Origin of the sequence: Mesorhizobium loti, assembly GCF_013170705.1 — a bacterium.
Classification (GTDB): domain Bacteria; phylum Pseudomonadota; class Alphaproteobacteria; order Rhizobiales; family Rhizobiaceae; genus Mesorhizobium; species Mesorhizobium loti_D.
On the sequence record NZ_CP033334.1, the window covers coordinates 796,521 to 808,884 of the forward strand.

12 protein-coding genes are annotated in these 12,364 nt (G+C 63.9%); 7 read left to right on the forward strand and 5 right to left on the reverse strand.

The features are described from left to right. Window positions 1–158: 158 nt before the first annotated feature. From EB815_RS03755 to EB815_RS03765, 3 genes are all read left to right on the forward strand, one after another. Entirely contained in the window at window positions 159–1,013 is an 855-nt protein-coding gene (locus tag EB815_RS03755; RefSeq protein ID WP_056573756.1) for a MetQ/NlpA family lipoprotein, read from the forward strand. An 89-nt stretch (window positions 1,014–1,102) separates the two neighbouring features. Next, window positions 1,103–2,200: a methionine ABC transporter ATP-binding protein gene (locus EB815_RS03760; RefSeq protein ID WP_056573760.1), complete on the forward strand. Its 1,098-nt coding sequence runs from the start codon at window positions 1,103–1,105 to the stop codon at window positions 2,198–2,200. Next, window positions 2,181–2,837 carry a methionine ABC transporter permease gene (locus tag EB815_RS03765; protein WP_056573766.1) on the forward strand — a complete coding sequence of 219 codons (657 nt, stop codon included), beginning with the start codon at window positions 2,181–2,183 and terminating at the stop codon, window positions 2,835–2,837. Before EB815_RS03760 ends, EB815_RS03765 begins: the two co-directional genes overlap by 20 nt. Before the next feature lie 67 nt (window positions 2,838–2,904). Here the strand turns inward: EB815_RS03765 and EB815_RS03770 are convergent, their stop codons facing one another. After that, window positions 2,905–3,516, reverse strand: coding sequence for a TetR/AcrR family transcriptional regulator (locus tag EB815_RS03770; protein WP_056573767.1), 612 nt, complete (start codon window positions 3,514–3,516; stop codon window positions 2,905–2,907). A 122-nt stretch (window positions 3,517–3,638) separates the two neighbouring features. Here EB815_RS03770 and EB815_RS03775 point away from each other — a divergent pair, with 122 nt between their 5' ends. Genes EB815_RS03775 through EB815_RS33920 form a run of 3 tightly spaced genes read left to right on the forward strand, consistent with a single transcriptional unit; the run spans window position 3,639 to window position 5,084 of the window. Further along, window positions 3,639–4,631 (forward strand): SDR family NAD(P)-dependent oxidoreductase, encoded by a 993-nt coding sequence (locus EB815_RS03775; RefSeq protein ID WP_056573770.1) that lies wholly within the window; start codon window positions 3,639–3,641, stop codon window positions 4,629–4,631. Window positions 4,632–4,647: 16 nt separating this feature from the next. Next, the gene (locus EB815_RS03780; RefSeq protein WP_056573772.1) at window positions 4,648–4,941 is read left to right on the forward strand and encodes an SDR family oxidoreductase; all 294 of its coding nucleotides are present in this window, start codon (window positions 4,648–4,650) and stop codon (window positions 4,939–4,941) included. Continuing rightward, window positions 4,938–5,084 (forward strand): SDR family oxidoreductase, encoded by a 147-nt coding sequence (locus tag EB815_RS33920; protein ID WP_274534590.1) that lies wholly within the window; start codon window positions 4,938–4,940, stop codon window positions 5,082–5,084. Before EB815_RS03780 ends, EB815_RS33920 begins: the two co-directional genes overlap by 4 nt. Window positions 5,085–5,347: 263 nt before the next feature. Here the strand turns inward: EB815_RS33920 and EB815_RS03785 are convergent, their stop codons facing one another. The 4 genes from EB815_RS03785 to EB815_RS03800 all read right to left on the reverse strand — a co-directional run bounded on the left by EB815_RS03785 (window position 5,348) and on the right by EB815_RS03800 (window position 11,268). Then, window positions 5,348–6,463 carry an aminomethyltransferase family protein gene (locus EB815_RS03785; protein WP_244494112.1) on the reverse strand — a complete coding sequence of 372 codons (1,116 nt, stop codon included), beginning with the start codon at window positions 6,461–6,463 and terminating at the stop codon, window positions 5,348–5,350. Between the two features lie 70 nt (window positions 6,464–6,533). Continuing rightward, window positions 6,534–7,310, reverse strand: a complete 777-nt coding sequence (locus EB815_RS03790) for an ABC transporter substrate-binding protein (RefSeq protein WP_056573779.1) — start codon at window positions 7,308–7,310, stop codon at window positions 6,534–6,536. Window positions 7,311–7,433: 123 nt separating this feature from the next. Next, a complete protein-coding gene (locus EB815_RS03795; protein WP_056573782.1) occupies window positions 7,434–9,182 on the reverse strand; it encodes a hydantoinase B/oxoprolinase family protein in 1,749 nt (582 codons plus the stop codon). Window position 9,183: 1 nt separating this feature from the next. Then, entirely contained in the window at window positions 9,184–11,268 is a 2,085-nt protein-coding gene (locus EB815_RS03800) for a hydantoinase/oxoprolinase family protein (RefSeq protein WP_056573785.1), read from the reverse strand. Window positions 11,269–11,487: 219 nt separating this feature from the next. Between EB815_RS03800 and EB815_RS03805 the strand changes: the two genes are divergently transcribed. Beyond that, window positions 11,488–12,315 carry a ferredoxin--NADP reductase gene (locus tag EB815_RS03805; protein WP_056573788.1) on the forward strand — a complete coding sequence of 276 codons (828 nt, stop codon included), beginning with the start codon at window positions 11,488–11,490 and terminating at the stop codon, window positions 12,313–12,315. The last annotated feature ends 49 nt before the right edge of the window (window positions 12,316–12,364 follow it).

The following is a 12,364-nucleotide window of genomic DNA, read 5'->3' on the forward strand; positions in this document are numbered from 1 at the left end:
CCTGTGCTCCCTTCCCTGGAATTTTTGAGAGAATATTCCCTGCTTCTCCGAGACCAGCGAAACACGTTCTTTGATAAAACCGATAGAATTCCGGACGATATGACCAAGCTTGGGCAATCCGCCCTGGCACCGTGACTTCACAACCGCAGAGATCAATCATGCCTGACGTCAACAGCACTTTGCCATCTTCCCTTTGGTCAATCATCAACCGGCGCGGTGGCCTGGCTCTGCTGTTCGCATCGGCCGTCGCGGTCGGCGGCCTGATGGCGCCGCATGCGTCCTTCGCCGAAGACAAGAAGGCGATCAAGGTCGGCATCATCAGCGGCGAGGATGAGGACGTCTGGCGCGTCGTGGTCGCCCAGGCGGCCGAAAAGGGCCTGACCGTCGAGACCGTGGTGTTCAACGACTACACCCAGCCCAACGAGGCGCTGGAGCGCGGCGAAATCGACGCCAACGCCTTCCAGCACCAGCCCTATCTCGACAACCAGATCAAGACGCAAGGCTACCATATCGTGCGGGTCGGCTACACCGGCGTCTGGCCGATCGGCCTCTATTCGAAGAAATACACGAAAGTCGCCGATCTGCCCGAGGGCGCGGTCATCGGCGTGCCGAACGACCCGTCCAATGAAGGCCGGGCGCTGCGCGTGCTGCAGAACGAAGGCGTGATCAAGCTGAAGGACGGCACCGGCATCCTGGCCACCACCGCCGACATCGCGGAGAACCCCAGGAAGGTCGAGATCAAGGAGCTTGACGCCGGCATCGTCGGCCGCTCGGTCGAGGATCTCGATGCCGCCGTGGTCAACACCGACTGGGCGCTGAAAAGCGGCCTGACGCCGGAAAACCGCATTGCCCAGGAGCCGATATCCGACAATCCGTACCGCAATTTCATCGCGGTCAAGGTCGGCAACGAGAACGAAGCCTGGGTGAAGACACTGGTGGCTTCCTACCAGAACGACGCGGTCAAGGCCGAATTCGACAAGGTCTACAAGGGCACCGGCCTCAGCGCCTATTGATCGCCCGACGTCCAGTTCGAGAGCAAAAGCGGTCCGCGCCTGAGCGCGGGCCGCAATTGCGTTTTGCGATGGCGAGAACAGGGAACCGCATGAACCAACATATCACGGCGCCCGGGGAAATCGCCGGTCCGACCCACGCCCGACCGGACGCGCCGCAGGACCTGGTGCGCCTTGTCGATCTGAAGCGTCGCTTTGGCGCCACAGCGGCGCTCGACGGCATTTCGCTCACCGTACGCAAGGGTGAGATCCTCGGCATTATCGGCCGCAGCGGCGCCGGCAAATCGACGCTGATCCGCTGCCTGAACGGGCTGGAGCGGCCGGATTCCGGTGAGGTGTTCATCGAGGGCCGCGAGATCAGCCGGCTCGGCGAGCGCGACCTGCAGCCGTTGCGGCGGCGTATCGGCATGATCTTCCAGCATTTCAACCTGCTGTCGGCCAAGACAGTGGAGGACAATGTCGCGCTGCCGTTGAAGATCGAGGGCCGGCCGAGGGCCGAGCGTCTGGCACGGGCGGCGGAGCTGCTTGAACTCGTCGGCCTGTCGGACAAGGCCAAGGCCTATCCAGCATCGCTGTCGGGCGGCCAGAAGCAGCGCGTCGGCATTGCCCGGGCACTGGCCGCGCGGCCGGCGCTGCTGCTGTCGGATGAAGCGACCTCGGCCCTCGACCCGGAGACGACGCGCTCGATTCTCGCGCTGCTGAAAGACATCAACCGGAAGCTTGGCCTGACCATCTTGTTGATCACCCACGAGATGGAGGTGATCCGCTCCATCGCCGACCGCGTGGCGGTGATCGATGCCGGGCGCATCGTCGAGGACGGGCCGGTGTGGTCGGTGTTCGCCGAGCCGCAGTCCGACGTCACACGCAGCCTCCTTGGCGCCATCCGACCACAATTGCCGGCCGAGTTGTCGGCGCGCCTGCTGCCGGCGGCCGGCGCGCACACGATCCTGCGCGTCGACGTGGCCGGCGAAGCCGCGAGCGGCCCGCTGCTGTCCGACCTTGCCGCGTCCGTTCCAGGCTCCTTCCGCCTCGTCCATGGCGGCATCGACCATATCCAGCAGCAGCCCGTCGGCACGCTGTTCCTCTCCGTTCCCGGCAGCGACGCGAGCCACCTCGCTGAAATCATCTCATTCCTGAAATCCCGGCAGGCGCGGGTGGAGGTGCTTGGCCATGTCGCCAATCCTGTTTGAGCTTCTGCTGCGATCGATCTGGGAAACGGTGCTGATGACGGCCGCCTCCGGCCTCATCTCGCTGGTCTTCGGCCTGCCGCTCGGGCTGGCATTGATCGCCACCGAACGCGGCGGCATCGCCGAAAGCCTGTGGGTCAATCGCGTGCTCGGCGCCGTCATCAACGGCTTCCGCTCGGTGCCGTTCATCATCCTTCTGGTGGCGCTGATCCCGCTGACGCGGCTGATCGTCGGCACCTCGATCGGCACCTGGGCGGCCATCGTGCCGCTGTCGATCGCCGCCACGCCCTATTATGCACGCATCGCCGAAGTGTCGCTGCGCGAGGTCGACCACGGCCTGATCGAGGCGGCGCGCGCCATGGGCGGCAACCGCTGGGCGATCATCCGCGAGGTGCTGGTGCCCGAGGCGCTGCCCGGCATCGTCGCCGGCTTCACGGTGACCCTGGTGACGCTGATCGGCGCCTCGGCCATGGCCGGCGCCATCGGCGCCGGCGGCCTCGGCGATCTCGCCATCCGTTACGGCTATCAGCGTTTCGAGACGTCGGTGATGGTCGCCGTGGTGATCGTGCTGATCATTCTGGTCTGCGGCATCCAGTGGGCGGGGGACCGGCTGGTGGCGCGGCTCGATCGGCGGGGGTGATGGGCCGGCTGAATATTCGGATCGGCCGGACCCCCACGAGCGCGACATCACCTTCTGGCGCCGCAGTTCACCGTCTCGGCAGTAGGACTAAGTCGGCCGCCTCCTCTGCGTCTTTGAGCAGCGGCTTGCGCGGCATGCCCATCTGCGCACGCATGGTGAGACCGCGCGACAGGTCGAGGACCTGGCTCGCGCGCGCGGATACCGGAAAGTCAGACGGCACCTCTCCCGCGCTGATCGCGTCGTAGAATCGCCGTTCTACCAGCGCCATCCCGCCAGCCGCGGCGTCCTGCAGGAACTGCCGGACCTCGGCATCGTCCACGAGCGGCGCAACGCACACCAGAAGACAACCAGGGGCTGATCCTTCCTCGGTCGCACTTTCTACGGCGTGCCTCATGAAGCCGGCGAGCGAATCGCGAAGAGTCGTCGGCGAGAAGAGCGCCTTCGCAGCGCGAGCACCCTTCGCTTCAGCGTACGCCCGAAGGGCACGCAAAAATATCGTCCGCTTGTCGCCGAAGACGGAATACAGGCTTGGCCGTCCCACACCCATGCCCGCGACGAGATCGTCAATGGTCACGCCGTCGTAGCCTTTCGACCGGAACACCCGGGTCGCCTTTTCCAAGGCGTCCTTCTCGTCGAAGCTACGGGGGCGACCACGAGGCCTCTCGGCATTTTGAAACATTTAGTTCTAAACTCCTTGACCCCTATCCTTTACACCAATATATAATCGAGTAGTTCAAAAATCACAAGGCGGCCCTACACTGTGGGACTCCTTCGACCTTAACCTTCACCAAGGAGCCGCCCATGAACCATTCGGTCGCCCTCGTCACTGGCGCAACCTCCGGGCTCGGTTATGCAGCAGCCCGCTCTCTTGCCGAAGAGGGCTGGGGCGAGATCATCATCACCGGACGCAGACTGGCTCAGGCCAAGGAAGCGGCCGCTCAACTGGCAGCGGAAACCAAAAGACAGACCTTCACGCCTCTGGAACTGGAGTTGGACACGCCGGCTAGCGTCCGGTGCGCGCTCGCCGAGCTGGTCACACAAGCTCGGCCGGTCGATTTCCTGCTGCTCAATGCCGGATTGGTCCCAACCAAGAAGCGCGTGATCACTGCGGCGGGCATTGAGGCTTCTGAGGCCCCGCTGATCGGCCATCATCAGCTGACTGTCGGGTTGCTTCGCGCCGACCTTCTCAGCCCCGACGCGCGGATCGTTATCACCAGTGCGGAGCCTGCCCGCGGGGGCGTACCCATGTTCAAGTACACCGACCTGCCAACCTTCGCGGCCAAGAGTTTCCAAGGTAACCGAACCGCCGCTGTTGAAGCGCTGATTCGCAACGGGCCGAACGTGAAGTACGCGCCCAACAATGCGTATGCCGACGCGAAGCTCATCATCGCTTGGTGGGTCGCGGCGCTGGCGCGCAGGCTACCCTCCGGCATGGCCGTGTACGCTGTCTCCCCCGGTGCGTCGAACGACACCAAGGTGGCGCGAAACGCTGGCCTGTTGGTGAAGTATCTGATGATTCCAATCGTGAACCTCATTCCCGGTATGAATCAGAAGCCGGAGACCGCGGCCCGTCGTTACCTCCAGGCGTCGGAGTTCGGAACCGACGTCTCAGGGCAATTCTTCGCCTCGGCTCAAGGGAAGTTCTCAGGCCCAATGGAGGTGCAGCGCCAACCACACCTCCACGATCGCGCCAGCCAGGAAGCCGCGTGGCAGGCCGTCGTCAAGGTCTCCGGTATCGACTTGTCTAACCCAGCACCCTTGCGTCCACAGGATCCTGAAATAGTTTCGTACTAAATAGTTACAAATATCATTGACCGTCGTCTCTGCACCGCATTATCATACAAAGCAGTTCACAAATATCCAGAAGCTCGCGCCGCTGATCAATCGCGGCTCAGTCGTCCTCACGACCTCTGTCGCCAACGTCAAGGCACTGCCCGGGCAAGCCACCTACGGCGCCGCCAAGGCTGCGCTGCGATCCTTCGCCCGCTTGCTCGCAACCGAGCTCCTTCCCAAGGACATCCGCGTCAACGCGGTGTCGCCCGGTCCCATCGAGACGGGCAGCCTCGAAAAGGTGTTTCCACCGAAGAGATGCGGGCCCACGTGAGGGGGCACACACTCGGCATCATCCCGATGAAGCGCTTCGGGACCTCGGAGGAGATCGCGAAGGCCGTCCTCTTCCTCGCGTTCGACGCGACCTTCACGACCGGCCTTGAGATTCCGGTCGATGGGGGTTGGTCACAACTGTGAGGGCATCATCGACTGCAAGCTGCGTCGCGGACGGTCTTCAATATCTCTCCATGAGGCAGCTTATACAGTAGCACTGCGCCAGTGGGGTCCGGTGACCATCACAACTCGCCAACCTGGAATGCTGCGACAGTTACGTGCAGAGCGCGTTTATTTTCCAGCGGAAAAAATACGCTCTAGCTGTTCCCTCTCCCCGTCACTGTACGGGCAGAGGATGCCGGCAGGAAGGTCAGGGGCGGCGCCGGCGGCTGGCCACAGTGAGGCTGCTAGGCCCGCAACCTCGCCCCTTCGGGATCGAAGAACGGCATCGGCGCCACGACCGCGCGAGTCGGCTTGCCATCGATATCGATGCTGAGTTCGGTACCGATCGCGGTGAACGGCAGGCGCAGATGCGCGGTCGCCAGCAGCTTGCCGAGTGAATAGCCGTGATCGCTGTAGGTGACGACGCCGGCATCTTCACCATCGGCCAGTACACGGGCGTTCGTCGCAGCCGGTTTGTCGCCGTCGAGGATCAGCCCGGTCCAGCGTTCATCGAGTCCCTTGTCGCGCACCTTGAGCAAAGCCTCGCGGCCGACGAAATCGCCTTTGTCGAACTTGATCCAGCGGTCGAGGCCGACATGGAACGGCGTGCGACTCTCATCCATGTCGATGCCATGCGCTGGATAGGCCTTTTCCAGCCCGAGCGTGAACATCGCCAGCACGCCATAGGGTTTCAGGCCGAAGTCCGCTCCTGTCCGCATCAGCGCCTCCCAGACGGAGGCGGCCTCGTCGGCCGGCACGAAGAGTTCGAAGCCGAGTTCACCGGTCACGCCGGTGCGCGAGATCAGCACCTTTGTCTCGCCGACGCGCCCCGATGTGAACGCCCAGCGTTTCAGGCCGTCCAGATCGGCATCATAGACCAGCGCCTTCAACAATTGGCGCGAGCGCGGACCCTGGATGGTCGGAAAGGCGACGGCGGCGGTGATGTCGGTGACATAGGCCTTGCGCCCCTGGGCATGGTGCTGCAGCCAGGGCAGCATCTTCAGGCGATTGACCGAGCCGGTGACCAGCATGAAATGCTCCGGTCCCAGCCGGAACACGGTGAGGTCGTCCATGATGCCGCCATCCTCGCGACAGACCGTGGAATAGCGGACCTGGCCCGGTTTCATCGCCGCGGCGTCGTTGACGATGACATGGTTGACCAGCGCCTCGGCGTCCGGCCCCTTGATGTCCATCTTGCCCATGGTGCTGAGGTCCTGCACGCCGACATTCATGCGGGTGTTCAGGTGCTCGTCGGCGATGCCGGAATAATATCTGGCCGAGATGAAATCGCCGCCGACCCGACCCATGGTCGCGCCCAGCCCGACGATGCTGCTGTAGAAAGGGGAACGCCGCTCAGCCAAGGATATCTCCATCGTTCGTAAAAAAATCGGCAGCGCCGGGTGGCGCCGCCGAGGTCGATTGGTGCCGGGATTAACTCCCGTAGACGTCGAACGAAAAGTACTTGTCGTTGATTTCCTTGTATTTTCCATTGGCGCGCAGCGCGTCTATGGCGGCATTGAACTTGTCAGCCAGTCCCTTGTCGCCCTTCTGCAGCGCGATGCCGACGCCGGGGCCGTGGATGGCCGGATCGGCCGTCAGTGTGCCGAGCAGCTTGCAGCAGGCGCCGTCCGGTTTCTTCAGCCATTCGGTCAGGATGATCGAGCCGTCCATCATCGCATCAAGCCGGCCGTTGGCCATGTCGGTACGAGCATCGTCGCCGGTCGGGTAGGCCTTGACGGTCGAGCCCGAATATTTCTGCTCGGCGAATTTCTGGTGGATGGTGGCGGTCTGCACACCGAGCGCCTTGCCCTTCAAATCGTCCGGCGAAGTGCCTGCAATGGCGGAATCCTTCGGCACGGCGATGGCCGGCGGCGTCTGGTAGTATTTGTGGGTGAACTCGACCTTCTCGGCCCGCTCGGGCGTGATGGTGATGTTGATGATGGCATCGAACTTGCCGGCCTGCAGAGCGGGGATCGAGCCGTCGAAATCCTGCACGCTGAATTCGCACTCAACTTTCATTTCGGCGCACAGCGCCTTGCCGAGATCGATGTCGAAGCCGCCCAGCGTGCCGTCGGCGCTGACGTAGTTGAAGGGCGGATAAGCGCCCTCGGTGCCGATCCTGAGCTTCTTGTCCTGGGCGGAAGCAGCACCGGCAGCAAGGGTAAGGGCGACGGAAGCAGCAAGCACGAAACGACCGAAAAGACGCATGTTCCAGATCTCCGTTGACCTCGGAAGTCTACGGGCTTTCGTGCCACCGGCGGTGACGGAAACGACATGTGCTGCGGCGATCACGGCGCTGTGACCGCTCTGTGTCATGGCGCTTGGCGGTGTTTAGCCGGCGCGCTGCCTGTCCGTCGCCTTGCGGTCAATTGTCAGACCGTCCGCCGACAGGACCACGCCGAATTTTTGGGCGGCTTCCTCGGAGGTGTAGTACCCCAGCGCCACGTCGCGCTGCACCTGATCGGCGTCGCGCTCGCGCGGATCGCCATAACCGCCGCCGCCAGGCGTGCCGACGCGCACGCGGTCGCCGGCCTTGAGCGGGATGTCCTGCTCCTTGGAGAGATGCGGCGGCACATGTTCCTCGCCATTGCGGAAGACGGTGACGGTGTTGACCGCGCCATCCCCGCCGCCGAGCGCGCCTTGCGGGCCGAAGCGGCCGTGATCCATGACGAAGGAGGCGCGCGCATCGCCGCGCAGGATTTCCACCTCATAGGCGAGGCCGAAACCGCCGCGATGCTTGCCGGCGCCACCGGAGCCTTCGCGCAAGGCATAGTGGCGATAGAGCACGGGAAAAGCCTGCTCCATGATCTCGACCGGCGGCGATTTGGAAATGCCGATGGTCGAGCAACCATTGGTCAGGCCGTCATGGCCCGAATTGCCGCCATAGCCGCCGCCGGAGATCTGGTACATGACGTAATCGCGGCCGCGCGCCGGATCGTTGCCGCCAAGCGCGAAATTGCCGCTGGAGCCGGCGGGGGCGGCCGTCACCTTGTCCGGCAGCGCCTGCACCATGGCCGCGAAAACCGCCTCGGCGATGCGCTGCGAGACTTCCGCCGCACAGCCCGAGACCGGGCGTGGGTATTTGGCGTCCAGGAAAGTGCCTTCCGGCCGCTTGACGATCAAGGGTTCGAAGGCCCCGGCGCTAATCGGCACATCCGGGAAGATGTGCCGCATGGCGAGATAGACCGATGACAGGGTCGTCGCCAGCACGCTGTTCATCGGCCCGGCGCAAGGTTTCGACGAACCGGTAAAATCGAAGGTCAGCGTATCGCCCTGCTTTTCGACGGCGAGCGCGATGGTCAGCGGTTCATTGACCACCCCGTCGGAATCGACAAAGGCTTTCGAGCGGTAGGTGCCGTCGGGAATGGCCGCGATGTTGGCGCGCATCTGCTCGGCGGCACGGCGGCGCAGCTCGGCGATCGCCTCGACAACAGTTTCGTCGCCGTAACGATCAAGGATTCCGTTGAGCCTGTCCTGCCCGATCAGCAGCGCCGCGGCCTGGGCCCTGATATCGCCGATGCGCTGGTCGGCGACACGGATGTTGGAACAGATGATGGCGTAGATCTCGGGATCGAGCACGCCCTTCTTGAACAGTTTTACCGGCGGCAGCCGCAGGCCTTCCTGCTCGACGGCAGTGGCGGAGGCGGAAAAGCCGCCCGGCACCGAGCCGCCAATATCAGGCCAATGGCCGGTGTTGGATAGCCAGCAGAAGATCTTGCCGCCCCGGTAGACCGGCATGACGAAGCGCACATCCATCAGATGCGTGCCGCCGAGATAGGGATCGTTGACGATGTAGATGTCGCCAGGCTCCGGAGCCAGGCAGCGGCCGTCGGCGATCATCTCGATCACCGTTTTGGTCGAATACTGCATGACGCCGACGAACACCGGCAGGCCCTGGCTGCCCTGTGCGATCAGCGAACCGTCGACCGCCGAATAGATGCCGTCGGAGCGGTCATTGGCCTCGGCGATGACCGGCGAGAAGGCGGCACGGGAAAAGGTCAGGTCCATCTCGTCACAGACCTGCTGCAAGGCGGCCTGGAGAACCGAAAGCGTGATGGCGTCGAGCTTTGCCTCGGGCATCTCAGGCCTCGCCTATGTCGATGATGATGTTGCCGTCGGCATCCGAGCGCGCTCGATCGCCGGGTTCAAGCACGGTCGTGGCGTCCATCTGTTCGAGGATCGCCGGGCCTTGGATGACGGCATCGAGCGGCAGTTTTTCCCTGATATAGACCGGCGTGTCGTGCCAACGCCCGGCATACCAGACCGGGCGGATCTCACGCCGTGCCTCGTCCAGCGTTTTCGCGCGCCCCGCCGGATCGATCAGCCGCGACAGGTCGATCGCCGGGCGCACGCCGGTCACCGAGGTGTTGAGGTTGACCAGGTTGGCGCGGATCTCCGGCAGCTCGACCTTGAAGCGGGCGAAATAGGCTTTTTCGAACAGGGCCTGCAGCTCGTTGCGACTGACTGTCGAGGACGGCAGCGGCACGTTGATGATGTGGGTCTGGCCGACGAACTGCATGTCGGCGGAATGGGTGACGCGTATCGTCTCCGGCTTCACCGCTTCCTTGCCGATCAGCTCCTCACCTTCGTTTCGGTGCCGTTCCAATACAGCGTGAAGTTGGGTTTCATCGAGCACGGCCACGGGCTGGTTGACGGTGTTGACGAAGTCGTGGCGCAGGTCCGCGACGACGCAGCCTAGCGCATTGGTGATGCCGGGGCGCGCCGGCACCAGCACCTTGGGCAGGCCGAGCTCGCGAGCGAGCGCGGTGGCGTGCAGGGGACCGGCGCCGCCGAAGGCGAACAGCGCGAAATCGCGCGGGTCATGGCCGCGCGACACCGACACCATGCGGATGGCGCCGGCCATCTTCATGTTGCCGAGCCTGAGCACCGCACCCGCCGCCTCGACGCCGGACAGGCCCGTCGCCCTGCCGATCCTGTCTTCGAAGATGCCGGTGACGCGCTCCACGGTGACTGGGTTTTCGACGGCCAGCAGCTTCTTCGGCGCGAGCCGGCCGAGCACCAGATTGGCGTCGGTGATGGTCGGCTCCAGGCCGCCGCGGCCATAGCAGATCGGGCCGGGATTGGCGCCGGCGCTTTCCGGGCCGATCTGGATCAGGCCGGCGGCATCGACGCGCGCGATCGAACCGCCGCCGGCGCCGACCGTGTGCACCGCCACCATCGGCACGTGGATCGGCATGGCATATTCGATCTCGATCTCGTTCGAGACCGCCGGCTCGGCGTTGCGGATCAGCGCCACGTCGGTCGAGGTGCCGCCCATGTCGTAGGTGACGAGGTTTTCGAAGCCGGCGCGCTTGCCCGTATAGGCAGCGGCAATCACCCCGGAGGCCGGACCGGACATGACGGTCTTGGCCGATTCACGTGTGACGAAGCGGGCCGAGATCATGCCGCCATTGCCGTTCATGATCAGGAAGTCGCGGGCATAGCCTTTGGCGGCCAATTCCTTGCGCAGCCGCTCGACATAGCGCTCGAGGATCGGCTGCACCGAGGCGTTGACCGAAGCGGTAACGCCGCGCTCGAATTCGCGCGCTTCCGACAGCAGCGCATGGCCCGTGGTGATGTAGCCGTTCGGCCAGAGCTCGGCGGCGATCTCGGCGGCGCGCCGCTCGTGCGAAGGGTTGGCGTAGGCGTGCAGGAAATGGATGACGAGGGATTCGCAGCCGGCCGCGATCAGCGTCTTCACCGCTTCACGCATCCCGGCCTCGTCGAGCGGCGTGCGCACCGCACCCGAAGCCTCGACGCGCTCCGACACTTCGAGCCTGAGATTGCGCGGGATGACGGGAACGAAGGTGCCAGTCATGCCATAGGGTTGCGGCCGTGTGCGCCGGCCAAGCTCGATCACGTCGCGAAAACCAAGCGTGGTGATCATGCCGGTCCTGGCCAGCCGGCGCTCGAGCACCGCATTGGTCGTTGTGGTGGTGCCATGGACGATGAGGTCGATGCCGTCGATGGGAAATCCGGTGGCGCCGAGTGCCGAAACCACGCCGAAGGCCTGGTTGTCGACCGTGGTCGGGGTTTTGGCGATGTGCACCTTGCCGCCGTGCCTGCCGTCGATCAGAAGCAGGTCGGTGAAGGTTCCGCCGACATCGATGCCGGCCACGACGCTGCCCAGGGAATCCGGCGGCTGCACCGAAAAATTCTCTTTCATTGTCGAAACCCGAAATGCTGGGACTACGGATACGGCACAGTTTGGAAAGGTGTTTCGCGACGGTATCTTGACGCAAATATCGTTTGTATACTAATAAATTCCGGACACAAGAGCTTACCGCCTTGGAGTGTGCGAGCAGCACGCCGGAACCTGAATGGTTCGGGCGCGCAGGAAAAGGTTTGGCGCCAGCGCCCCGGTTGGGCCAGAAAGTTGGATTTGATGAACACCACATCCGCCTTCAACACCGCCGGCGCCCGCCCGCTGCAGTTTCCGATTCCGGCCAATGTCTATGCCGAAACCGTCGTCTCGGTGAAACACTACACCGACCGGCTGTTCTCGTTCCGCATCACCCGTCCGCAATCGCTGCGCTTCCGCTCCGGCGAGTTCGTCATGATCGGCCTGCCCAATGCCGAGAAGCCGGTGTTCCGGGCCTATTCGGTGGCGAGCCCGGCCTGGGACGAAGAGCTGGAATTCTTCTCGATCAAGGTGCCGGACGGCCCGCTGACCTCGGAACTGCAGAAGATCCAGGTCGGCGATACCGTGATCATGCGGCAGAAGTCGACCGGCACGCTGGTGGTCGATGCGCTGACGCCAGCCAAGCGGCTGTTCATGATCTCGACCGGCACCGGCATCGCGCCCTTCGCCAGCCTGCTGCGCGATCCCGACACCTACGAGAAATTCGACCAGTTGATCCTGACCCACACCTGCCGCGACAATGCCGAACTCACCTACGGCCAGGAGCTGGTCGCAGCCCTTGAAAGCGACCCGCTGATCGGCGAGCTGACCGCCGGGCGCGTGACGCTCTACAATTCGACGACCCGCGAAGAGTCGGCCTGCATGGGCCGCATCACCGCGCTGATCGGCTCCGGCAAATTCTACGCCGACCTCGGCATCGAGAAGCTCAATCCCGAGACCGACCGCATCATGATCTGCGGCTCGATGCATATGCTGAAGGACGTCAAGGAACTTGCCGAGAGCCTCGGCTTCCAGGAAGGTTCGCTCAGCCATCCCGCGACTTTCGTCGTCGAGCGCGCCTTCGTCGGCTGAGGCCTGCCGCCCACACTGTGGGACATGCCGCCTTCCAGGCGAACGCCTG